This window comes from Achromobacter sp. 1011811831 (assembly GCF_059760905.1).
In genome coordinates this window covers 21,117-42,273 of the sequence record NZ_JCBANG010000007.1, presented here as the reverse complement: position 1 = coordinate 42,273, position 21,157 = coordinate 21,117, and the positions used below count along the sequence as shown (strand labels likewise).

At 69.9% G+C, this 21,157-nt stretch carries 21 protein-coding genes; 14 read left to right on the top strand and 7 right to left on the bottom strand.

What is annotated here, in order from left to right:
- Positions 1–5 precede the first annotated feature (5 nt).
- The 8 genes from AC6LJ9_RS04665 to AC6LJ9_RS04630 all read left to right on the top strand — a co-directional run bounded on the left by AC6LJ9_RS04665 (position 6) and on the right by AC6LJ9_RS04630 (position 8,882).
- Positions 6–974, top strand: coding sequence for an ABC transporter permease (locus AC6LJ9_RS04665; protein ID WP_498146612.1), 969 nt, complete (start codon positions 6–8; stop codon positions 972–974).
- Positions 971–1,936 (top strand): ABC transporter permease, encoded by a 966-nt coding sequence (locus tag AC6LJ9_RS04660; RefSeq protein WP_498146611.1) that lies wholly within the window; start codon positions 971–973, stop codon positions 1,934–1,936. Before AC6LJ9_RS04665 ends, AC6LJ9_RS04660 begins: the two co-directional genes overlap by 4 nt.
- Complete coding sequence (locus tag AC6LJ9_RS04655; protein ID WP_498146610.1) at positions 1,933–3,039, top strand: ABC transporter ATP-binding protein; 1,107 nt, start codon at positions 1,933–1,935, stop codon at positions 3,037–3,039. The genes AC6LJ9_RS04660 and AC6LJ9_RS04655 overlap by 4 nt, the downstream gene beginning before the upstream one ends.
- Positions 3,036–4,082 (top strand): ABC transporter ATP-binding protein, encoded by a 1,047-nt coding sequence (locus AC6LJ9_RS04650; protein ID WP_498146609.1) that lies wholly within the window; start codon positions 3,036–3,038, stop codon positions 4,080–4,082. The genes AC6LJ9_RS04655 and AC6LJ9_RS04650 overlap by 4 nt, the downstream gene beginning before the upstream one ends.
- Before the next feature lie 128 nt (positions 4,083–4,210).
- Entirely contained in the window at positions 4,211–5,863 is a 1,653-nt protein-coding gene (locus AC6LJ9_RS04645; protein ID WP_498146608.1) for an amidohydrolase, read from the top strand.
- A gap of 1 nt (position 5,864) precedes the next feature.
- Positions 5,865–6,827, top strand: coding sequence for a CobW family GTP-binding protein (locus tag AC6LJ9_RS04640; protein WP_498146607.1), 963 nt, complete (start codon positions 5,865–5,867; stop codon positions 6,825–6,827).
- Between the two features lie 201 nt (positions 6,828–7,028).
- Positions 7,029–7,421 (top strand): nuclear transport factor 2 family protein, encoded by a 393-nt coding sequence (locus AC6LJ9_RS04635; protein WP_498146670.1) that lies wholly within the window; start codon positions 7,029–7,031, stop codon positions 7,419–7,421.
- A 72-nt stretch (positions 7,422–7,493) separates the two neighbouring features.
- The gene (locus AC6LJ9_RS04630) at positions 7,494–8,882 is read left to right on the top strand and encodes an NAD(P)/FAD-dependent oxidoreductase (RefSeq protein WP_498146606.1); all 1,389 of its coding nucleotides are present in this window, start codon (positions 7,494–7,496) and stop codon (positions 8,880–8,882) included.
- Between the two features lie 27 nt (positions 8,883–8,909).
- Here the strand turns inward: AC6LJ9_RS04630 and pdxR are convergent, their stop codons facing one another.
- From pdxR to tauA, 4 genes are all read right to left on the bottom strand, one after another.
- A complete protein-coding gene (pdxR, locus tag AC6LJ9_RS04625) occupies positions 8,910–10,454 on the bottom strand; it encodes a MocR-like pyridoxine biosynthesis transcription factor PdxR (RefSeq protein ID WP_498146605.1) in 1,545 nt (514 codons plus the stop codon).
- A gap of 190 nt (positions 10,455–10,644) precedes the next feature.
- Positions 10,645–11,475 carry an ABC transporter permease subunit gene (locus AC6LJ9_RS04620; RefSeq protein WP_212319583.1) on the bottom strand — a complete coding sequence of 277 codons (831 nt, stop codon included), beginning with the start codon at positions 11,473–11,475 and terminating at the stop codon, positions 10,645–10,647.
- Positions 11,468–12,301 (bottom strand): taurine ABC transporter ATP-binding protein, encoded by an 834-nt coding sequence (locus tag AC6LJ9_RS04615; protein WP_212319571.1) that lies wholly within the window; start codon positions 12,299–12,301, stop codon positions 11,468–11,470. The genes AC6LJ9_RS04620 and AC6LJ9_RS04615 overlap by 8 nt, the downstream gene beginning before the upstream one ends.
- A gap of 88 nt (positions 12,302–12,389) precedes the next feature.
- On the bottom strand, positions 12,390–13,418 hold the full coding sequence (gene tauA, locus AC6LJ9_RS04610; protein ID WP_498146604.1) for a taurine ABC transporter substrate-binding protein: 1,029 nt from the start codon (positions 13,416–13,418) through the stop codon (positions 12,390–12,392).
- A gap of 292 nt (positions 13,419–13,710) precedes the next feature.
- Here tauA and AC6LJ9_RS04605 point away from each other — a divergent pair, with 292 nt between their 5' ends.
- Complete coding sequence (locus AC6LJ9_RS04605; RefSeq protein WP_498146603.1) at positions 13,711–14,328, top strand: suppressor of fused domain protein; 618 nt, start codon at positions 13,711–13,713, stop codon at positions 14,326–14,328.
- A gap of 51 nt (positions 14,329–14,379) precedes the next feature.
- On the opposite strand, the gene AC6LJ9_RS04600 is transcribed toward AC6LJ9_RS04605, so the two are convergent.
- From AC6LJ9_RS04600 to AC6LJ9_RS04590, 3 genes are all read right to left on the bottom strand, one after another.
- Positions 14,380–15,231 carry an IclR family transcriptional regulator gene (locus tag AC6LJ9_RS04600; RefSeq protein WP_498146602.1) on the bottom strand — a complete coding sequence of 284 codons (852 nt, stop codon included), beginning with the start codon at positions 15,229–15,231 and terminating at the stop codon, positions 14,380–14,382.
- A 61-nt stretch (positions 15,232–15,292) separates the two neighbouring features.
- Positions 15,293–16,141 carry a fumarylacetoacetate hydrolase family protein gene (locus AC6LJ9_RS04595; RefSeq protein WP_498146601.1) on the bottom strand — a complete coding sequence of 283 codons (849 nt, stop codon included), beginning with the start codon at positions 16,139–16,141 and terminating at the stop codon, positions 15,293–15,295.
- A 122-nt stretch (positions 16,142–16,263) separates the two neighbouring features.
- Positions 16,264–17,037 (bottom strand): SDR family oxidoreductase, encoded by a 774-nt coding sequence (locus AC6LJ9_RS04590; RefSeq protein WP_498146600.1) that lies wholly within the window; start codon positions 17,035–17,037, stop codon positions 16,264–16,266.
- A gap of 251 nt (positions 17,038–17,288) precedes the next feature.
- Here AC6LJ9_RS04590 and AC6LJ9_RS04585 point away from each other — a divergent pair, with 251 nt between their 5' ends.
- The 5 genes from AC6LJ9_RS04585 to AC6LJ9_RS04565 all read left to right on the top strand — a co-directional run bounded on the left by AC6LJ9_RS04585 (position 17,289) and on the right by AC6LJ9_RS04565 (position 21,121).
- Entirely contained in the window at positions 17,289–17,597 is a 309-nt protein-coding gene (locus AC6LJ9_RS04585; protein WP_498146599.1) for a UxaA family hydrolase, read from the top strand.
- A gap of 193 nt (positions 17,598–17,790) precedes the next feature.
- Positions 17,791–19,023 (top strand): UxaA family hydrolase, encoded by a 1,233-nt coding sequence (locus AC6LJ9_RS04580; protein ID WP_498146598.1) that lies wholly within the window; start codon positions 17,791–17,793, stop codon positions 19,021–19,023.
- Between the two features lie 32 nt (positions 19,024–19,055).
- The gene (locus tag AC6LJ9_RS04575) at positions 19,056–19,739 is read left to right on the top strand and encodes an amino acid ABC transporter permease (RefSeq protein ID WP_103274188.1); all 684 of its coding nucleotides are present in this window, start codon (positions 19,056–19,058) and stop codon (positions 19,737–19,739) included.
- Positions 19,740–19,749: 10 nt separating this feature from the next.
- On the top strand, positions 19,750–20,406 hold the full coding sequence (locus tag AC6LJ9_RS04570; protein ID WP_498146597.1) for an amino acid ABC transporter permease: 657 nt from the start codon (positions 19,750–19,752) through the stop codon (positions 20,404–20,406).
- Positions 20,390–21,121 (top strand): amino acid ABC transporter ATP-binding protein, encoded by a 732-nt coding sequence (locus AC6LJ9_RS04565; RefSeq protein ID WP_103274190.1) that lies wholly within the window; start codon positions 20,390–20,392, stop codon positions 21,119–21,121. The genes AC6LJ9_RS04570 and AC6LJ9_RS04565 overlap by 17 nt, the downstream gene beginning before the upstream one ends.
- The last annotated feature ends 36 nt before the right edge of the window (positions 21,122–21,157 follow it).

Sequence of the window (21,157 nt, the reverse complement as noted above, 5' to 3'; positions counted from 1 at the left end):
GCGCCATGTTGAGATACCTGGGACGCAGGCTGGCCTATGCGCTGGCGCTGCTGCTGGCGGTGGTGACGCTGAATTTCCTGTTGATCCACATTTCGCCGGGCGATCCGGTCGAGACCATCGCTGGCTCGATGGGCGGCATCAGCGAGGAACTGCGCGCCCAGCTGCGCGCGCAATACGGGCTGGACAAGCCCTTCATCGCGCAGCTGGGGCTGTACCTGGGGCAGGTGCTGCGCGGCGACCTGGGCCATTCCTATTTCTTCAACCTGCCGGTGACGCAGCTGATCTGGGATCGCGTGCCGGCCACGCTGCTGCTGGTCGTGACCTCGGTGCTGGGCGCTTTCCTGGCCGGCACGCTGCTGGGCACGCTGGCCGCGCGCAAGCCCAACGGGCCGCTGTCGCAGGGCATCACGCTGCTGTCCATCGTCGGCTACTCGGCGCCGGTGTTCTGGACCGGCATCCTGCTCATCATCCTGTTCGCGTCAGTGTTGCCGATCTTCCCGGTGTCCGACATGCGCACGGCGGGCGCGTCCGAGCTGGGCTGGGCCGGCGCGCTGGACGTGCTGCATCACCTGGTGCTGCCGGCCTGCACGCTGGGCTTCGTCTACCTGGCGCAATACAGCCGGCTGGCGCGCGCCAGCGTGATCGAGGCGCTGTCCGCCGACTACATCCGCACCGCGCGCGCCAAGGGCCTGCCCGAGCGCACGGTGCTGTACAAGCACGCGCTGCGCAACGGCGTGCTGCCGGTGGTGACGATGCTGGGCCTGCAGTTCGGCAATGTGCTGGCGGGCGCCATCCTGGTCGAGACGGTCTTCAACTGGCCCGGCCTGGGCCGGCTGGCCTTCGACTCGGTGCTGCGGCGCGACTATCCGACGCTGCTGGGCATCCTGCTGTTCGCCTCCCTGCTGGTGGTGGTGATGAACCAGCTCACCGATCTGGCCTACCGGCTGGTCGACCCCCGGATCAAGACATCATGAGCCAGACTCCCGCCGCGCCGCCGGGCGCCGTATCCGCTGTATCCGTCCCGTCCGTTACATCCGTCGCCGCCGCCCCGGCCGCCGTGGCGACGGGCGCTGTCGCCGCGCCCGGCCGCGCGCCGGCCCGCCAGTCGCGCGAGGCGCTGCGCGCCTTCCTGCGCAATCCATCCGCCGTCGTCGGCCTGCTGCTGCTGGCGACCGTGCTGGCGGTGACGCTGTTCGGCCCGGCGCTGATGCCGGCCGATCCCTTCGAGATCGTCAGCGCGCCGATGGAGCCGCCCGGCGCCGAATTCCTGCTGGGCACGGACTACCTGGGGCGCGACGTGCTGACCGGCCTGGTCCACGGCGGCCGCGCCACGCTGCTGGTGGGCGTGGTGGCGGCGGTGCTGTCGGTGCTGATCGGGGTGACGGTGGGCGCGCTGGCCGGCTACTACGGCGGCTGGATCGACGAGGCGCTGATGCGCGTCACCGAGTTCTTCCAGGTGCTGCCCACGCTGCTGTTCGCGATGGTGCTGGTGACGCTGTTCTCGCCGTCGCTGGCGACGATCGCCATCGCCATCGGCGTGGTCAGCTGGACCGGCACGGCGCGGCTGGCGCGCGGCGAGTTCCTGCGGCTCAAGCGGCGCGAGTACGTGCTGGCCGAGCGCGTCATCGGCGCGGGCGACGCGCGCATCATCTGGCGGGTGATCCTGCCCAATGCGCTGGCGCCGCTGATCGTGTCGGCCACGCTGGCGGTGGGCACGGCGGTGCTGTTCGAGGCCGGGCTGTCGTTCCTGGGCCTGGGCGATCCCAACGTCATGAGCTGGGGGCTGATGATCGGCAGCAACCGCCCCTACATCCTGACCGCGTGGTGGGCCGTGACGCTGCCCGGCGCGGCCATCTTCCTGACGGTGCTGGCGGTGAGCCTGATCGGCGACGGCCTGAACGATGCGCTCAATCCGGCGTCCAGGGGACGGCTATGAACGCCGCCGTCCTGCCAGTGACGACGCCCGGCGATGCGCCGGCGGCCGGCGCGGCCGATCCGGTGCTGCGCGTGGAGAACCTGACGCTGGCCTTTCGCGCGCGCGGTCGCAGTGCCGACGTGCTCAATGCGGTCAGCTTCGAGCTGCGGCCGGGCGAGACGCTGTGTCTGGTGGGCGAGTCCGGCTGCGGCAAGAGCATGACGGCGCTGGCCATCATGCGGCTGGTGCCCGAGCCGGGACGCATCGGCGGCGGCCGCGTGCTGCTGCGCGGCGAGGACCTGGCCGCGCGCGACGAGGGCGCGATGCGGCAGGTGCGCGGCAACAGCATTTCCATGATCTTCCAGGAGCCGATGACCGCGCTGAATCCGGTCTACACGGTGGGCGAGCAGATCGCCGAGCCGCTGCGGCTGCACCAGGGCCTGGACAAGGCGCGGGCGCGGGCGCGTGCCATCGAGATGCTGCGTTCGGTGGGCATACCGGCGCCCGAGCGGCGCGTGGACGATTATCCGCACCAGATGTCCGGCGGCATGCGCCAGCGCGTGATGATCGCCATCGCGCTGGCCTGCGATCCGGCCGTGCTGATCGCCGACGAGCCGACCACCGCGCTGGACGTGACCGTGCAGGCGCAGATCTTCGACCTGCTGCGCGAGCAGCAGGCGCGGCGCGGCACGGCGGTGCTGATGATCACGCACGACATGGGCGCGGTGTCCGAGATGGCCGACCGCATCGTGGTGATGTATGGCGGGCGCATCGTCGAGCAGGGCGCCTGTCGCGACGTGCTGGCCGAGCCGCTGCATCCGTACACGCAGGGCCTGATCGCCTGCCTGCCGGAGCTGGACCGCGAGCCGGACGAGGCGCGGCCGGATCTGCCGGAGATCCCCGGCGTGGTGCCGTCGATCTGGGATCGCGGCCCAGGCTGTCCGTTCGAGGCGCGCTGCGAGCGGGCGATGCAGCGCTGCCGCGAGGCGTTTCCGCCGCTGGCGCGGCCGTCGCGGGCCGGCGCGATACGCATGGACGTCGATGCCGCGACGGCTTCCGACGCCGCTGCATCCGGCGCGGAGCATGGCGTGGCCTGCTGGCTTTATGTGGAGGCGCAAGCATGATCCAGACCCAGATTCCCATCCAGACTCCGGCCCCGGCCTCGGCCGTCTCCGCGCCGCTGCTGTCGGTGCGTGACCTGGCCGTGCATTTCCCCGTATCGGGCGGCGGCGGCCGGACCGCCACGGTCAAGGCCGTGGACGGCGTGTCCTTCGAGCTGGCGCGGGGCCGCACGCTGGCCATCGTGGGCGAGTCGGGCTCCGGCAAGACCACCACGGCGCTGTCGGTGCTGCGCCTGTCGGAGCCCACCGCCGGGGCCATCCATTTCGACGGGCAGGACCTGACCGCCTTGCGCGGCGAGCCATTGCGGCGCATGCGCCGCCGGCTGCAGCTGGTGTTCCAGGATCCGTATTCCTCGCTCAACCCGCGCCAGCGCGCCGGCGACATCGTGCGCGCGCCGCTGGATCTGATGGACATCGGCCCGGCGGCCGGGCGCGCGACGCGCGTGGCCGAGATGTTCGAGCTGGTGGGCCTGCGGCAGGACCAGCAGGCGCTGTATCCGCACCAGTTCTCCGGCGGCCAGCGGCAGAGGCTGAACGTGGCGCGGGCGCTGGCCAGCGGGCCGGACCTGATCGTCTGCGACGAGCCGGTGTCGGCGCTGGATATCGCCATCCGCGCGCAGATCCTGAACCTGCTGCGCCGCATCCAGCGCGAGCGCGGCCAGTCCTTCCTGTTCATCTCGCACGACATGGCGGTGGTCGAGCACATCTGCGACGACATCGCGGTGATGTACCTGGGCAAGATCATCGAGCGCGCCTCGCGTCGCGCCTTCTTCACGCGGCCGCTGCATCCCTATAGCGTGGCGCTGATGTCGGCGGTGCCCACCGTGCGCGGCGGGCGCGAGGCCGCCGCGCGCCGCGTGCGGCTGTCTGGCGATCCGCCCAGCCCCGTCGATCCGCCGCCGGGCTGCCGGTTCGCGGGGCGCTGTCCGGCCGCGCGGCCGGCCTGTTCCGCCAGCGAGCCGCCGCTGCGCGAGGTGGCGCCAGGCCATGGCGTGGCCTGCCATTTCGTCGAGCTGCGCGACGGCGCGCTGGTCGCGCCACTGTAGATGACGACAAGTTCAGCGGCCGGCAAGTTCATGGGCGCGCCGCGCCCGGCCTCGGCCTGGGCTGCCGGGCTGCGCGGCCGCCTCCCGCTATGCAGCCTGCTCACTATCCCGCCACAGGAGTCCGATCCATGTCCCAACCCGCCGTTCCGACCACGATCTACCAGGCCCGCAGCATCCTGACCATGAATCCGGCCCGGCCGCGTGCCACTCACGTGGCGGTGCGCGACGGCCGCATCCTGGGAGTGGGCGGGCTGGATGAGCTCAAGACCTGGGGACCGGCCGAGCTGGACCGCCGCTACGCCGACCGGGTGCTGATGCCCGGCCTGGTGGAAGGCCACTGCCATCTGCCCGAGGGCGGCATGTGGCAGTTCGTGTATGTGGGCTACTACGATCGTCGCGGTCCGGACGGCAGGACCTGGACCGGGCTCAAGAGCTTCGAGGCGGTGGCGGCGCGGCTGCGCGAGGCCGAGGCCGCGCTGCCGGCGGACCGGACGCTGATCGGCTGGGGCTTCGACCCGATCTACTTTGGCGGCCAGCGCATGGACCGCCGCCACCTGGACGCCGTGTCCAGTCAGCGGCCGGTGGTGGTGATGCACGCCAGCATGCACCTGATGAACGTGAACGGCGCCATGCTGGCGCGGGCCGGCATCGATGCCGATACCGATGTGGACGGCATTACCCGCCTGCCCGACGGCAGCCCCAGCGGCGAGCTGTGCGAATTCGCCGCCATGTTTCCCGTGATACGCCTGATCGGCAACCCCTTCCGCACCGTGGGCCTGTCGGAAGACGGGCTGCGGCTGTTCGGGCAGGTGGCGCGGCGCGCCGGCGTCACCACCGCGACCGATCTGGTGAACGAGCTGGAAGGGGAAGGGCTGGCGCGGCTGTCGCGCATCACGGCCGAGCCGGACTATCCGGTGCGCATCGTGCCGGCGGCCTCGGCGCTGGCCTTTCCGGGCGATCCGGCGCGCTGCCTGGAAACGCTGCGCGCCGCCACGGCGCTGAACCACGACAAGCTGCGCCTGGGCATGGTCAAGCTGGTGGTCGACGGCTCGATCCAGGGTTTCACGGCGCGCCTGCGCTGGCCCGGTTATCACAACGGCGCGCCCAACGGTATCTGGGTGACGGCGCCGGGCGAGCTGGACGGGCTGGTGCAGGCCTATCACGAGGCCGGCGCGCAGCTGCACATCCACACCAATGGCGACGAGGCCACGCAGGTGGCGATCGAGGCGGTGGCACGGGCGCTGGCGCGACACCCTCGGCCGGACCACCGGCACACGCTGCAGCACTGCCAGATGGCGGACGCGGCGCAGTTCCGGCGCATGGCCAGCCTGGGCCTGTGCGCCAACCTGTTCGCCAACCACATCTACTACTGGGGGGACGCGCACTACGCACAGACCATGGGGCCGGACCGGGCCGAGCGCATGGACCCCTGCGCCACGGCGGCGCGCGAGGGCGTGCGCTACGCCATCCATTCCGACGCGCCGATCACGCCGCTGGGGCCGCTGTTCACCGCCTGGTGCGCGGCCACGCGAACGACATCCTCGGGCCGGGTGCTGGGCGAGTCCGAGCGCATAGGCGTGGACGAGGCGCTGCGCGCCATCACGCTGGGCGCGGCCTACACGCTGCACATGGATCATCTGGTCGGCTCCATCGAGGTTGGCAAGCACGCCGATTTCTGCGTGCTGGAGGACGATCCCTCGGCCTTGCCGGCCGAGCGCCTGAAGGACGCGCGCGTGCTGGGCACGGTTGTCGGCGGACGGCCGATGGCCTCGGACGCCTGAGATGGACGGCGCAAGGGGCGGACGCATCCCGCTGACCGTGGTCGGCGGTTTCCTGGGCGCGGGCAAGACCACGCTGCTGAACCATGCGCTGGCGCAGGACCGGCGGCGCGCGGCGGTGCTGGTGAACGACTTCGGGCCGGTGGACGTGGACGCGGGCCTGCTGGCGGACAGCGCCGGGCAGGTGCTGCGGCTGGCCAACGGCTGCGTCTGCTGCTCGCTGGCCGGCGGCCTTGACGAAGCGCTGGCGCGGGTGCTGGCGCTGGATCCGCCGCCGGAATGGATCGTGATCGAGGCCAGCGGCGTGTCCGACCCCGCGCGCATCGCGCAGGTCGGGCTGGCCGATCCGCTGTTGCAGCTCGAAGGCGTGGCGGTGCTGGTGGACGCCGCCGCGATCCGCGACGTGGCGGCCGATCCCTTGCTGGCGGACACGGTGGCGCGGCAGTTGCGCGCCGCCGATCTGCTGGTGTTGAACAAGACCGATCTGGTGTCCGGGCAGGCGCTGGACGCGCTGCGGCATTGGTTGCATGGCCAGACCGGCGGCACGGCCATGGTCGAGGCGCGCGAGGGCCGCGTCGGGCTGGAATGCCTGGAGGGGGACTGGGACGCCCGTGCTTGCGGGTGCGGCGCGTGCGATACGAAGCACGGCCACGCGCACGCGCCGCAGGACGATCCCGCACATCCCTTCGATACCTGGGTCTGGCGCGCGCCGCCGCTGCTGGATGCGCGCCGTTTCGCGGATCAGATGAAGCTCCTGCCACGGCCGCTGATGCGCGCCAAGGGCTGGGTGCGCACCGACCGGCATGGCTGGGTGCTGGCGCAATGGGCGGGCCGGCGGCTGCGTTTCGACGCGCAGGCGCGGCGTCCGGACGATGTCGTCGAGCCTGGACTGGTGCTCATCGGCATGCGCGGGGCCGTTGGCGAGGATGAGATCGCTGCCTGCCTGGACGCGGCGGCCCTCGGCTGAACGCGGCTTGCCGCCCGCGCGTGGGGCGCTTCGGCCTTCCCGCCTGCCTTCTGGTGCAAGCGATTCCCCCCGTCTGGTTCTAGTCCATCCAACGGCGGCCGCGTACCTTGATCCTGACGATGGCGCATGCCGCGCGGGCCTGGGCGGCGCGCCGTTCCGCGACTACAGGCCCACAGAGGAGAGCAGGCAATGGGGACCACCATGGACAAGAGCGTCAGCGCGGAAATGCTGGCCGAATTCGCGGCCGCATGGAACCGGCATGACATCGATGCGCTGATGTCCTTCATGAGCGAGGACTGCGTGTTCCTGACCGTGGCCGGATCGGAGCAGTGGGGCGCGCGGCACGAGGGGCCCGACGCCGTGCGCCGCGCCTTCGCGGCGGCCTGGCAGAACTTTCCGGACGCCCAGTGGCGCAACGGCCGGCACTGGGTCTGCGGCGAGCATGGCGTGTCGGAATCGACCTTCACCGGCACGGCGGCGGACGGCTCGCGGGTCGAGGCCGATATGGTGGACGTGTTCACCTTCAAGAACGGCAAGATCCAGGTCAAGAACGCCTACCGCAAGCAGCGCCCGGCCTTGCCGGCGCGCGCCTGAGGCGGCCGCCGCCCCGACACCGCAGGGAGCCCAAGCATGGACGCTCGCATGGATGCGCAGAGGAATGCCCGCATGGACGCTTCGACGCCGGGCCGCGCCGGCCCCCGGCCTTACGACCCGGCCTACGATCCGCTGGTGTCGCCGCCGGGGCGGGGCCAGGACTACGCGCCCACCTACTGGGTCGCCACCGCCGGGCCGCCGCCGCAGGACGACGGCCCGGTCAATGGCGACATGGAGGTGGACGTGGCCGTGGTCGGCTCGGGCTTCACCGGGCTGTCGGCGGCGCTGACGCTGGCGCGCGACTACGGCGTGCGCGCCGTGGTGCTGGAGGCCAACCGCGCGGTCTGGGGCTGCACCAGCCGCAACGGCGGCCAGGGCCAGAACGCCTCGGGGCGGCTGTACCGATCGCAGTGGATCCAGCGCTGGGGGCTGGACACGGCCCGCCGGCTGGACGCCGAGATCCGCGAGGGCTTCGAATACTGGAAGAGCCTGGTGGCGCAGGTGGACTGCGACGCGCAGCCGGGCGGCCATCTGTATACGGCGCATCGGCGGAAGAAGATGGCCTTCCTGGAGAACGAGAGCCGCGTCATGCGCGAGGTCTTCGGCTACGACACGCGCATGCTGAGCAAAGACCAGCTGCGCGAGCGCTACGTGGACGATCACGAGGCCGTAGGCGCGCTGCTGGAGCCGGACGGCGTGGGCGTGCATCCGCTCAAGCTGGCCTACGGCTACCTGCGCCAGGCGCGCGCGCTGGGCGCGAGCATCCATCCGTCCAGCCCGGTGCTGGGCTGGCGCGCGCAGAACGGCGCCTATCTGTTGCAGACCCCCGGCGGCACGGTGCGCGCGCGGCGCGTGGCCTTCGCCACAGGCGGCTACACGGCGCAGGGCGTGAATCCGCTGCTGGACAACCGCATCATGCCGGTGCTGTCCAACTCGCTGGTGACGCGCGCGCTGTCGCCGGCGGAGCTGGAGGCGGCCGGCCTGAAGAGCACCGTCTTCATCACCGACACGCGCACGCTGCGCTTCTACTACCGGCTGCTGCCGGACGGCCGCGTGCAGATTGGCAGCCGCAGCGCGGTCCATGGCGCCGACGCGCAGAACCCGCGCCACCTGGCCTTGCTCAAGGCCGGGCTGGTGCGCAAGTTCCCGTCGCTGCGCGATGTGGACGTGGACTATTCCTGGTGGGGCTGGGTGGACGTCAGCCACGACATGATGCCGCGCGTGACCCAGCCGGATCCCGCGCAGCAGGTCTATTACGCGTTTGGCTATGGCGGCAACGGCGTGTCGTTCTCGGCGCATGCCGGCCGTCGGCTGGCGCAGCGGCTGATGGGCCAGGACGGCCTGAAATGGGACCTGCCGATCTACGACTCGCCCTTGCCGGGCCATCTGTTCGCGCCATTCCGCCGGCTCGGCCAGAGCCTGCTGTACCGCTGGTACTACCTGCGCGACGAGATGTTGTGAAGACGGGGGCCGGCGCGCCGGCCCCCTTCAGGCCGCCGCCCGCAAGCGGTAGCGGCGCACCACTTCCGCCAGCCGGGCGATGCCCGGATCGATCTGCTCCAGCCGGATCGAGGTGAAGCCGATCCGCAGGAAGTTGCGCGGCGCGCTGGCGCCGTCCATGAAGAACACATTGCCCGGCTCGATCACCACGCCGTCGGCCAGCGCGGCCTCGGCCAGCTCGGCGGCGTCCAGCCAGGGCGGACCCTCCAGCCAGCAGAACGAGGACCCGGTGATGGGCGCGGCGCGAAAGTCCGGCAGGTGGCGCGCCAGCGCGTGCGCCAGCTCGGCGCCGCGCTTCTGGTACTCCTGCGACTGGCGCCGCAGCAGCGAATGGTGGTGGCCCAGCGAGATGAACAGCGAGAAGGCGCGCTGGATGTAGGCGGACGGATGGCGCAGCATCAGCCGGCGCAGCGCGCGCAGCTCGACCGCCAGCTCGGGCGGGGCGACGATGTAGCCGATGCGCAGGCCCGGCGCGAAGGACTTGGCCAGGCTGCCCACGTAGATGACGCGGCCCTCGCGGTCCAGGCTCTTGAGCGCCGGCACCGGCTCGGCGCCCCAGCGGCTCTCGCTCTCGAAATCGTCCTCGATGATCATGCTGTCGGCCTGGCTGGCCAGGGCCAGCAGGCTGTCGCGGCGTTCGGGCGATAGCGTGACGGACGTGGGGCATTGATGGCCGGGCGTGACGAACAGGTAGTCGCAGCCCAGCAGCTGGGTGCCGGTGATCAGGCCTTGTTCGTCGACCGGCAGCGGCAGCAGGTGGCGGGTGTGGCTGGCGAAGATGTTGCGCGCGTCGGGATAGCCGGGGTCTTCCATGCCGACGACGGTGTCGTCGTTGACCAGCAGGTCGGCCAGCAGATAGAGCGCATGCTGCGCGCCCACGGTGATGACGATCTCGGACGCGTCGGCCCAGACGCCCCGGCGCGGCAGCACCTGGGTGCGGATCTGCTCGATCAGCGCTGGGTCGTCGTGGGTGATGAGGTCTGGCGCCCAGCTGCGGATGTCCAGCACCGACAGCGCCTTGATACAGCACTCGCGCCATTCGGCGGTGGGAAACAGATCCTGGTCGAACTGGCCGTAGACGAAGGGGTAGGGCTGCTTCTGCCAGTCGCGCGGCTTGACGATATTGCGTTGCAACGAGGGGCGGAAACGCAGCCGCTCGTCCCAGCGCGCGGGGCGCCGCGCGTCATCGGCCGCCGTTGTCGCGGCGGGCGCGCCATGGCCCGGCGCGGGGTTCTGCAGGTGCCCCTGCATGACCGTGTCGCTGACGAAATGGCCGCTGCGCTCGCGCGACACCAGATAGCCCTCGCTGACCAGTTGCTGGTACGCGAACACCACCGTGTTGCGCGCGATGCGCAGGTGATCGGCCAGGTGGCGGCTGGACGGCACCGGCGCGCCGGGCGGCAGGTGGCCGCTGAGGATGGCCGAGACCAGCATCTGGCGCACGCGGCCCTGCAGGCTGAGATTGGGGGCGCTTTCGCGTTCGAACAGACGTTCCCACAACACAGGCTTGAGCATCGCGGCCTGGCTGGACATGGCGGCTCCTTCTGAGGGCGGCGGGCGCGGCCGCCAGCGGCGGGGCGTCCGGTGCCGGCGCGCCGTGACGGGCGGCCGGTTCCGTTCTCCAGCATAGAGGAGCGGGTGGCGGCAAGGAATGGGGGATTGCCCTGCCGGTCGCCGTATCGCGGGTTCAGACGCAACGCCGGACGCAACTGCGGACGCAGCGTCAGATCCGGCCCTTCCAGGGTATCGCCAGCCGTTCCAGGTAGCGCACCAGCAGGTCGAAGGCAAAGGCGAAGGCGCCGATCACGATGATGCCCATGATGACGGTGTCGCTGGCCAGGAACTGCGCGGCGTTCAGGACCATGAAGCCCAGTCCCCGGTCGGCCGCCACCATCTCGGCCGCCACCAGCGTGGTCCAGCCCACGCCGATGCCGATGCGCATGCCGGTGAAGATTTCCGGCAGCGCGGCCTTCAGGATCACGTGCCGCACGATCTGCGCGCGCGAGCCGCCCATGGCGTAGGCGGCGTGGATCTGCTCGATCGACACGGAGCGCACGCCGGCGCGCGCGGCGATGGCCATGGGCGCGAAGATGGCCAGGTAGATCAGGAAGATCTTCGGGAACTCGCCGATGCCGAACCAGATGATGACCAGCGGCAGGTAGGCCAACGGCGGCAAGGGGCGGTAGAACTCGATCGGCGGGTCCAGCACGCCGCGCGCCCAGCGGTTCACGCCCATCAGGATGCCGGCCGGGATGGCGGTCAGGCAGGCCAGGAAGAACGCGCCGAACACGCGCGACAGGCTGGCCAGCGCGTGCTCGGCCAGCGTCGAGTTGGCCACGCCGTCGGTCATGGCGGACACGAACTTGCCGTACACCGCCAGCGGCGAGGGCAGGAACAGCGGCTTGACCCAGCCGGCCTCGGTCACCAGGAACCACAGGCCCAGCAGCGCGACGCTGGTCAGCAGGCTGATGTGGCCGCTGTAGCCTGCGCCCGGCGCGCCGTAGACCTTGCCGGGCGAGGGCGGCCGGCGGCGCGGCCGCGCCGCGTCAGGCATGGACGGCGTGCTCATCGGCGGCGGCGCGCTCGTCGCCGTAGATGATGCCGAGGACTTGTTCGCGCATGGCGATGAAGTCCGGACTGGATTTGATGCCACGTCCATCGCGGGTCTCCAGGAAGCGCCGGTTGAAGTCCGGCGTGAAGGTGTGGGTGATGCGTCCGGGGCGCGGCGACATGACGATCAGCCGCGAACTCAGGAACAGCGCCTCTTCCACGCTGTGGGTGATGAAGAAGAACATCTTTCCGGTCTCGCGCCAGATGTCCAGCAGCAGCTCCTGGATGGTCTCGCGGGTGAGCGCGTCCAGCGCCGCCATGGGCTCGTCCATCAGCAGCATGGCGGGATCGCAGGTCAGCGCGCGGGCGATGCCCACGCGCTGCTGCATGCCGCCGGACAGCTGGTAGATCATGTGGCGGTGGAAGTCCTGCAGCCCGACCAGCTCCAGATTGCGGCGGGCGCGGGCGCGCCGGGTCTGCTTGTCCACGCCCTGCAGCATCAGGCCGAACTCGGTGTTCTCCAGCACGTTCAGCCAGGGCAGCAGCGCGTGCTTCTGGAACACCACGCCGCGATCGGCGCCAGGGCCTTCGATGGGCCGGCCGGCCAGCGTGATGCGGCCCTCGGTGGGCGACAGAAAGCCCGCCAGCAGGCTCAGCAGCGTGGTCTTGCCGCAGCCGGATGCTCCCAGCGCCACCACGAACTCGCCGGGCTGTATGGTCAGGTTGACGTTCTGCAGCGCGACCACCGGGCCGCTGTCGTGCAGGCCGGGATAGGTGACGCTGACTCGGTCGGCGCACAGCACGCGCGCCTCGGGTGACTGCATGGGCATGCCTGTTCCCCTTGATCGATGGCGTCGGGATCCGGCCAGGGCTGGATCCCGATCAGGCCGGCGCCGCGGTTGCGGCCCGGCCGCCCGCTTATTTTGCCGCCGCCTTGGCGTACTGGTCCGTCACGTAGGGGCTGTAGTCCCCCAGCGCCTTGTCGATCTGCTTCTGTTCCTTCAGGAACTGCGCGCTGGCATTGAAGGCACGCGTCGCGCCGGCTTCCTTGCCACCGCCCAGCCAGGTGCCCGAGGCCTGCTCGGCAGCGGTCGGGAACACCAGCAGGCCCAGCGCCTCGGCCACGTCCTCGGGCTTGCCGCCGATCAGCTTGACGATGTGCCTGACCTGCGGCGAGTCGGCCGTCCAGGCCGCCGGGTTTGCGCGGTAGGCGGCATAGGACCTGGCCAGCACGCCGGTGAAGGCAGCCATGAACTTGGGGTTCTTCTCGGCCCAGGCGCGGTCGGCCACCAGGCCGTCGAAGGTGGGCACGCTGGCTTTGCCGATCTGTTCCGAGTCGGCGATGATCTTGCCGCTCTTGGAGATCTCGGTCAGCGCCGGCGGCCAGACATAGGCCGCGTCGATGTCGCCGCGCGCCCAGGCCGCGACGATCTGCGGCGGTTGCATGTTCAGGATGCGCACGTCGCGCGGCGGGATCTTCCAGACCTGTTCCAACCCGACCAGCAGGTGGAAGTGCGAGGTCGACACGAACGGCGTGGCAACGCGCTTGCCCTTCAGGTCGGCGGTGCTTGCGATGCCCGAGCCGTTGCGCGCCACCAGCGCCTCGGACTTGCCGATGTTGTCCAGCACCCAGAAGAGTTGCAGGTCCACGCCGCGCGTGGCGGCGGCGGTGATGCCGGTCGAGCCCAGCACGCCCACCGGCACCTTGCCCGAGGCCAGCGCGGTGGAAATGTCGCCGCCGGACGTGAACTGGCGCCAGTCGACCTGGTAGCCGGCGTCCTTCAGGGCGGCGTCCATGCTGCCGTCGGCGATGGCGGTCAGGAAGGGGCCGACGATCAGCTGGTAGCCGACCACCAGCCTGGTCTGGGCCTGGGCGGAAGCCGCCAGCAACAGCGCGGCCAGGCCGGCGGGCAGGCAGCGGCGGATGATGCGCAAACTCGCGTTCATGGTGATCTCCGTGGGTGAGACCGCGTCCCGGCGCGTCCGGCTGCTCCGCGTCGCTGCGGTGTGATGCCAGTTTGCCCGGATGGGGATGGAACGCTAGGGCCAGATGGGGGGATCAATAGGTGCCACGGTGGGGCCGATGGCGGGCGGCGCGCCGGATGTGGCCGGCAGCCGCCATGGGCGCCTGCCGGTAGAATGCCTACGCCTTGTCGTCCAGGCGGCTGCCCGGATGACTGGTCAGACGGGTCGCGTGGCGACAGGGCGTGGACGCCGGACCGGCACAACGGGAAGAACAATGAAGGGTGCGCAGCTCGAAATCGAATCGGCCAGGGAGGCGGCGCTGTCCTTTGACGTGACCAGGACGGTCGTGCTGGGACGGTATATCCAGGCTTGGGGCATGCCGGCGCACCGCGTCGTGATGACAGGGCGCGCGGGGCAGGCGCGGATCGAGATCTATCATTTCCCGCCGGCGGCGAGCGCGCATCCGGCCCGCTACGCGACCGTGGGCCTGTCCCGCGTCCATCACAAGACCGGAGCGGCTCACGCCGAATGGATGATGGCGCTGGAAGCAGGCCTGGGCGGGGAAGGCGTGGACCGGGTGTACGGCTATTTCTGCGACCTGATCGCCCACAGCATCGAGAACACGGACGGTTCCGAGCCGCCGCGCGTGATGGGCGCCAGCCCGCTCGCGCCGCGGAATTGGACCGCGAAGGCCATCCTGATCGATGAGCTGCGCGGGGAAAGCGAGGAGCTGGAGCGCATTCCAGTCGGCGGCGAGACGGTAGCGCTGCAATGGGTGGTGCCCATCAGCCAGAAGGAGGCCGCGCTGATCCTGGAGCAGGGCATCGATGCCTTCGATGCGTACGTCGAGGACCTGGCGCATTCCATCATCGATCCCGCGCGTCCGGCGTAGGCCGGATGGCGCATCGCGCCGTCGCCCGGTCGCGGCCGTATCCGCCGGCGCTCAACCGTCCTCGGGCAGATATCCGCTATACCCCATCAGCGCCGACAGCCGCTTGGCCACATTGCCGACGATCTGGCCGACCTGGGCGATATCGGGGCTGACCTTCTGGTCGATGCGCTCGATGTGCGGCACGTTGATGGCCGCGATCACATGGTCGGCCGCGCCCATCACGGGGTAGGCCACGTTGGTGATGCCGCGGATCTGGCGGCTGGGCATGGAGGCGCAGCCGCGCTGGCGCACCTCGGCCAGGATGGCGAACAGTTCGCCGGGATCGGATTCCAGCTCGCCCTCGACCTTGATGTGGGCGGCCAGCATGCGGGTGCGTTCGACCTCGTCGCGGAAGGCCAGCAGCACGTGGCCGGAAGAGGTGTCGGTCAGGCCCATGTTGACGCCGACCTTCAGGCCGAAGGACCAGCGCTCGGGGCTTTCGACCTGGGCGATGACGACCACGCGGCCGCCCTGATACACGGCCAGGTGGCAGGACTGGCGCGCGCGGCTGGCCAGCTCGCGCAGCAGCGGCAGCGCCACGCTGACCAGCGATTTCAGCGGCTGCTGGCGGTGCGCCAGTTCGAACATCTTGAGGGTGAGGGTGTAGCGGTCGTTCTCGTCGACCTGCACGTAGCCTCGGCGCTGCAGCGTCACCGCCATGCGGAAGATCTCGCTGACGCTGCGGTCGATCCGCTGCGCCAGCTCGGCCAGCGTATAGCCGGCGGAGCTGGCGGCCAGCGCCTCCAGGATGTCCAGCCCTTTTTCCAGCGCGGGCGCCGCATAGCGCTGCCCGCCATCCGCCTCGGCGGGCGCGGCGGGGGCGGGATCGGGCAGGGCGGGCGTGCGGGTTTTCTTGGCGGGCATGAGGGCTGGGCGGAACGTGTGGCGCGAGTATAGGCGATCGCTGGCAGCGGCTTGCGCCGCGTCAGCGCGACCAGGCGCGGGTCTTTTGCGACTGCACGCCCAGGCCCTCGATGCCCAGGCGCATGACGTCGCCGGCCTTCAGGTAGCGCGGCGGCTTCTGGCCCAGGCCCACGCCGGGCGGCGTGCCGGTGCTGATGACGTCGCCGGGCAGCAGCGACATGAACTGGCTGATGTAGCTGACCAGCTGCTTGACGCCGAACACCATGGTGCGGGTGCTGCCGTCCTGGAAGCGCTTGCCGTTGACCTCCAGCCACATGCCCAGGTTCTGCGGGTCGGCGATCTCGTCGCGCGTCACCAGCCAGGGGCCGATGGGCGCGAAGCTGTCGCAGCCCTTGCCCTTGTCCCACTGGCCGCCGCGCTCGATCTGGTATTCGCGCTCGGACACGTCGTTGACCACCACGTAGCCGGCCACGTAGTCCAGCGCCTCGCTTTCCTCGACGTAGGACGCCTTCTTGCCGATCACGATGCCCAGCTCGACTTCCCAGTCGGTCTTGATCGAGCCGCGCGGAATGATGACGTCGTCGTCGGGACCGGTGATGGACGAGCTGGGCTTGAGGAACAGCACCGGCTCGGCCGGCACCGGCAGGCCGGACTCGGCGGCGTGGTCGGCGTAGTTCAGGCCCACGCAGACGATCTTGCCGACGCCGGCCACCGGGCAGCCGTGGCGCGGCTGGCCGTCCACGCGCGGCAGCGCGGACGCATCCAGCGCGGCGATGCGGGCCAGCGATTCGGGCGCCAGCGCGGCGCCGCCGATGTCGGCGACCACGCCGGACAGGTCGCGCAGCGCGCCCTGGGCGTCGATGAGGCCGGGTTTTTCCTGGCCGGGCTGGCCGTAGCGAACGAGTTTCATGCGGGCTCCTGATGGGGGATGGGAGGATGGGGGATCACGGAAAAGGATAGGGAAGAAAGCCTGGGGCAGGAAGTCTGGGGCAGGAAATCTGGGGATGAATCTGGGGCAGAAACGCGGCGGCGTCAGTTGGACCAGCCGCCGTCGATGACCTGGATGGTGCCGGTGGTGAAGGCGGATTCGTCGCTGGACAGGTAGACCGCCAGCGCCGCGACTTCCTCGGCGCGGCCGACGCGGCCGATGGGCTGGCGGGCCACGAAGGCGGCGCGCACGGTCGCGTCGTCGGTGCCGGCCTGGCGCGCCTGCGTGGCGATGCGGTCGCGCAGCGAGGGGGATTCGATGGTGCCGGGGCAGATGGCGTTGCAGCGGATGCCGCGCGCCACGAAGTCGGCGGCCACCGCCTTGGTCAGGCCGATCACGGCGGCCTTGGACGCGCCATAGGCGTAGCGGTTGGGCACGCCCTTGACGCTGGAAGCGGCCGAGGACATGTTGATGATGGAACCGCCGCCGCGTTCGAGCATGGCCGGCAGGAAGGCGCGGATCGTGCGGTGCATGGACTTGGCGTTCAGGTCCATGGCGAAGTCCCAATCCGATTCCGGGCATTCGAGGATGTTGCCCGCGTGGACGTGGCCGGCGCAGTTGAACAGCGCGTCCAGCGCGCCGATCTCCTGGGCGCAGGCTTGCACCGCCTGCGTATCCAGCACGTTCAGCGCGCGCGTGCGCAGCTTGGCCAGGCCCTCGGCCTGCGCCTGCCGCGCCAGCTGGGCGAGCGCGTCCTGGTTGATGTCGGTGGCCCAGACCTCGGCGCCTTCGCGCGCCATGGCCAGGGCGCTGGCCAGGCCGATGCCGTTGCCGGCGGCGGTCACCAGCGCCCGTTTGTTCTGCAAACGTTGCGTCATGCTGTCTCTGCTCCTGTTGAGGCGGCTTGCGGGCCTTGCCTGTTGCTTGATTGAAAAATGAATTTCATCAATAAAACAAATATACGGGAAAAATGGCAGGTCATGAGGAATGAAGATTGATATGTGTGCCAGTGTTTACCCGTATTTTTGGCAGTTTCTATCGGAAATGGTGATTTCCCTGGTTGACCTCAAGTTTGAAAATTGATTTCATACACAAAACGAAATCACATAAAACCACCGAGAGACAAGCCATGATCGATCCGCGTCTGCTGCTGATCTCCCTCGAAGACAACTGTTTGATCGTGTGCAGTCCGCTGGCGGCGGGCGCTGAAGTAGCGCTGGAGCAGGGGGCGGCCACGGTTCGCGCGCCGCTGGGCCTGGGCCACAAGCTGGCGCGCCATGCGATGCCCAAGGGCGAGAAGATCCTGAAGTACGGCGCCGTCATCGGCAGCCTGACCCAGCCCGTCGCGGCCGGGGACCACATTCATACGCACAACCTCGACAGCGACTACACGCCGACCTACACGCTGGAAGAGGGCCATACGTTCAACGATAGGTAGACCTCTCCCAAGGGGGCATGCCTGCGGCCCGACAAAGGCGGCTCCGTGGGGTGGCCCCCCCGAAGCCCTGCGCGCTTTCCCCCAGGGGAACGCCGACCGCCCGGCAAAGCCGGCTCCGTGGCATCCCGATGGGAGGGCACCTGTTGTGTTGTGTGAAATGCGTCAGCCATTTTGGAGAACTGAGATGCACGGCATGAAAACCACCGCCCCGGCCTTGAGTGGCTATCCGCGCGCCGACGGCCGCAAGGGCATACGCAACGTCATCGTGGTGGCCTATCTGGTCGAGTGCGCGCATCACGTGGCGCGCGAGATCACGCTGGACTTCCGCCATCTGGAAGGCGACGTGCAGGTGCATCTGGTCGGCTTTCCGGGCTGTTTTCCGAACAGCTATGCCGAGCGCATGATGACGGCCATCGCCACCCATCCCAACGTGGGCGCGGCGCTGCTGGTGTCGCTGGGTTGCGAGAGCATGAACAAGCGCAAGCTGGAGCAGGCCATCGCCGACTCCGGGCGGCCGGTGGCCACGCTGACCATCCAGCAGCGCGGAGGCACGCGCAGCACGATCGCCGAGGGCGTGGCCTGGGTGCGCGAGACGGCGGCCGCGCTGGCGCGCCAGACGCGCGTGCCGATGGCGCTGAGCGAACTGGTGGTGGGCACCATCTGCGGCGGCTCGGACGGCACCAGCGGCATCAGCGCCAACCCGGCCGTGGGCCGCGCCTTCGACATGCTGATCGAGGACGACGCCACCTGTATCTTCGAGGAAACCGGCGAGCTGGTGGGCTGCGAGTTCCACATGAAGCGCCGCGCCGCCACGCCCGAGCTGGGCGAGGAGATCGTGGCCTGCGTCAACAAGGCCGCGCGCTACTACAGCATCATGGGGCATGGCAGCTTCGCGCCCGGCAACGCCGACGGCGGCCTGTCGACCATCGAGGAAAAATCGCTGGGCGCCTATGCCAAGAGCGGCGCCTCGCCCATAGCCGGCATCATCAAGCCGGGCGACGTGCCGCCCTTCGGCGGCCTGTACCTGCTGGACGTGGTGCCCGACGGCGAACCGCGCTTCGGCTTTCCCAACATCAGCGACAACGCCGAGATCGTCGAGCTGATCGCCTGCGGCTCGCATGTGATCCTGTTCACCACCGGGCGTGGCTCGGTGGTGGGCTCGGCCGTGTCGCCGGTCATCAAGGTCTGCGCCAACCCGGACACCTACCGCAAGCTGGGCGAGGACATGGACGTGGACGCCGGCCGCATCATCGAGGGGCGCGGCACGCTGCAGGAAGTCGCCGAGGAGATCTACGGCCAGGTCCGCGACGTGGCGCTGGGCGCGCCCAGCAAGTCCGAAGGGCTGGGACACCGCGAGTTCATCCTGACCTACAAGTCCTTCGAGCCGATCGGCCCGGCCTGCATGCCGGCCGCGCGCGCGGCCTGAGCGGGCCTCGTGCCGCGATCCGGGGAGGGACCGTGAATTATCAGTTCGATTTCGCGGCGGTGCTGGAGCAATGGCCGCTGCTGCTGGACGGCGCGTGGGTCACCATCAAGCTGTCATTCTGCGCCACGGTGCTGGGCTTCGTGCTGGGCACGCTGTGCGCGCTGGCGCGCCTGAGCCGGCGGGCCTGGCTGCGCCGGCTGGCGGGCGCCTATGTCGAGGCGATCCGCAACACGCCGCTGCTGGTGCAGAGCTATTTCCTGATCTTCGGCCTGTCCAGCGCCGGGGTGACGCTGCCCATCATGGCGGGCGCGGTGCTGGCGCTGGTGATCAATATCGGCGCCTATACCTGCGAAATCATGCGCGCCGGCATCGAGTCCATCCACAAGGGCCAGCTGGAGGCCGGCGAATGCCTGGCGCTGTCGCCGCGCCAGGTGTTCTGGCACGTGGTGCTGCGGCCGGCGGTGGAACGCGTGTACCCGTCGCTGACCAGCCAGTTCGTGCTGCTGATGCTGGCCTCCAGCATCATGTCGGCGGTGGGCGCCGAGGAATTGCTGGCCGTGGCCAACCGCATCCAGTCGGACACCTACCGCAACTTCGAGGTCTTCGTGGTGCTGTGGGGCCTGTACCTGGCCCTGTCCCTGCTGATGCGCGCCGGCTTCTGGCTGCTGGCCCGCTTCATCTTCCCGCGCCGGCGCAAGCTCGGCACGCCGCTGTAGGAGGCGCGCCATGAACTTCATCCCCGCGGAACACGCCTGGTATCTGCTGGCCGGCGCCTGGGGCACGATCAAGCTGTCGTTCTGGACCTTCCTGGGCGGCGGCGCGGTCGGGCTGCTGCTGGCGCTGGCGCGGGTGGCGCCGCGCCGCGCGCCGCGCCTGCTGGCGGCGGGCTACATCCAGCTGATCCAGGGCACGCCGCTGCTGGTGCTGATGGGCCTGTGCTTCTTCGGGCCCAGCCTGTTCGGCCTGGGCGAGCTGTCGGCGCTGGCGGCCGCGGCGCTGGCCATGACGATCTATTCCAGCGCCTTCCTGGGCGAGATCTGGCGCGGCTGCATCCAGGCCGTGCCCAGGAACCAGTGGGAGGCGGCCGAATGCCTGGGGCTGTCGCGCCTGCAGCGCATGGGCAAGGTGATCCTGCCGCAGGCGCTGCGCATCGCCACCCCGCCCACGGTGGGCTTCCTGGTGCAGATCATCAAGAACACCTCGATCGCTTCGCTGGTGATCGGCTATTCCGAGCTGGCCTACAACGCCAAGATCCTCAACAACTCGACCTTGCAGCCCTTCATCTACTTTGGCTGCGCCGCGATCCTGTATTTCGCCATGTGCTACCCGCTGTCGCGCTGGAGCCGCTACCTGGAGAGGAAACTCAATGCATCCCGTGGTTGAACTCAAGCAGGTCCACAAGCGCTTCGGCAGCACCCATGTGCTGCGCGGCATCAGTTTTTCCGTGGACGCGGGCGAGGTGGTGGCCCTGATCGGCAAGAGCGGCTCGGGCAAGAGCACGGCGCTGCGCTGCATGGACAGGCTGGAAACCGCCGACGAAGGCGCGATCCACGTCTGCGGCCACGCGCTGCACGACGCCGCCGGCCTGGACCTGCGCGCGCTGCGGCGCGACGTGGGCATCGTGTTCCAGAGCTACAACCTGTTCCCGCACATGACCGTGCTGCAGAACGTGACGCTGGCGCCGCGCTCGGTCAAGGGCATCAAGGCCGAGGCCGCGCGCGAACTGGCGATGGAGGCGCTGGAGCACGTCGGCCTGGCCGACAAGGCCGAGCATTATCCCGAACAGCTGTCCGGCGGCCAGCAACAGCGCGTGGCCATCGCCCGCTCGCTGGCGATGCGGCCCAAGGTCATGCTGTTCGACGAAGTGACCTCGGCGCTGGACCCGGAGCTGACCGGCGAGGTGCTGAAGGTGATAGGCCGGCTGGCCGCCGAGGGCATGACCATGATCCTGGTCACGCACGAGATGGCTTTCGCGCGGGAAGTGGCCGACAAGGTCATCTTCATGCATCAGGGGCAGGTCTGGGAAGAGGGCGCGCCGGCCATGCTGGCCGCGCCCGCCACGCCGGAGCTGCGCCAGTTCCTGGGCAGCGGGCTGTAGCGCGCCCGCGCGCCGGCAGGACGGAATCAGCAGGAC

Excerpts from the sequence above, each read along its gene's own strand:
- AC6LJ9_RS04665 (WP_498146612.1), top strand. The coding sequence starts at position 6 with ATGTTGAGATACCTGGGACGCAGGCTGGCCTATGCGCTGGCGCTGCTG.
- AC6LJ9_RS04660 (WP_498146611.1), top strand. The coding sequence starts at position 971 with ATGAGCCAGACTCCCGCCGCGCCGCCGGGCGCCGTATCCGCTGTATCC.
- AC6LJ9_RS04655 (WP_498146610.1), top strand. The coding sequence starts at position 1,933 with ATGAACGCCGCCGTCCTGCCAGTGACGACGCCCGGCGATGCGCCGGCG.
- AC6LJ9_RS04650 (WP_498146609.1), top strand. The coding sequence starts at position 3,036 with ATGATCCAGACCCAGATTCCCATCCAGACTCCGGCCCCGGCCTCGGCC.
- AC6LJ9_RS04645 (WP_498146608.1), top strand. The coding sequence starts at position 4,211 with ATGTCCCAACCCGCCGTTCCGACCACGATCTACCAGGCCCGCAGCATC.
- AC6LJ9_RS04640 (WP_498146607.1), top strand. The coding sequence starts at position 5,865 with ATGGACGGCGCAAGGGGCGGACGCATCCCGCTGACCGTGGTCGGCGGT.
- AC6LJ9_RS04635 (WP_498146670.1), top strand. The coding sequence starts at position 7,029 with ATGGACAAGAGCGTCAGCGCGGAAATGCTGGCCGAATTCGCGGCCGCA.
- AC6LJ9_RS04630 (WP_498146606.1), top strand. The coding sequence starts at position 7,494 with ATGGACGCTTCGACGCCGGGCCGCGCCGGCCCCCGGCCTTACGACCCG.
- pdxR (WP_498146605.1), bottom strand. The coding sequence starts at position 10,454 with ATGTCCAGCCAGGCCGCGATGCTCAAGCCTGTGTTGTGGGAACGTCTG.
- AC6LJ9_RS04620 (WP_212319583.1), bottom strand. The coding sequence starts at position 11,475 with ATGCCTGACGCGGCGCGGCCGCGCCGCCGGCCGCCCTCGCCCGGCAAG.
- AC6LJ9_RS04615 (WP_212319571.1), bottom strand. The coding sequence starts at position 12,301 with ATGCCCATGCAGTCACCCGAGGCGCGCGTGCTGTGCGCCGACCGAGTC.
- tauA (WP_498146604.1), bottom strand. The coding sequence starts at position 13,418 with ATGAACGCGAGTTTGCGCATCATCCGCCGCTGCCTGCCCGCCGGCCTG.
- AC6LJ9_RS04605 (WP_498146603.1), top strand. The coding sequence starts at position 13,711 with ATGAAGGGTGCGCAGCTCGAAATCGAATCGGCCAGGGAGGCGGCGCTG.
- AC6LJ9_RS04600 (WP_498146602.1), bottom strand. The coding sequence starts at position 15,231 with ATGCCCGCCAAGAAAACCCGCACGCCCGCCCTGCCCGATCCCGCCCCC.
- AC6LJ9_RS04595 (WP_498146601.1), bottom strand. The coding sequence starts at position 16,141 with ATGAAACTCGTTCGCTACGGCCAGCCCGGCCAGGAAAAACCCGGCCTC.
- AC6LJ9_RS04590 (WP_498146600.1), bottom strand. The coding sequence starts at position 17,037 with ATGACGCAACGTTTGCAGAACAAACGGGCGCTGGTGACCGCCGCCGGC.
- AC6LJ9_RS04585 (WP_498146599.1), top strand. The coding sequence starts at position 17,289 with ATGATCGATCCGCGTCTGCTGCTGATCTCCCTCGAAGACAACTGTTTG.
- AC6LJ9_RS04580 (WP_498146598.1), top strand. The coding sequence starts at position 17,791 with ATGAAAACCACCGCCCCGGCCTTGAGTGGCTATCCGCGCGCCGACGGC.
- AC6LJ9_RS04570 (WP_498146597.1), top strand. The coding sequence starts at position 19,750 with ATGAACTTCATCCCCGCGGAACACGCCTGGTATCTGCTGGCCGGCGCC.
- AC6LJ9_RS04565 (WP_103274190.1), top strand. The coding sequence starts at position 20,390 with ATGCATCCCGTGGTTGAACTCAAGCAGGTCCACAAGCGCTTCGGCAGC.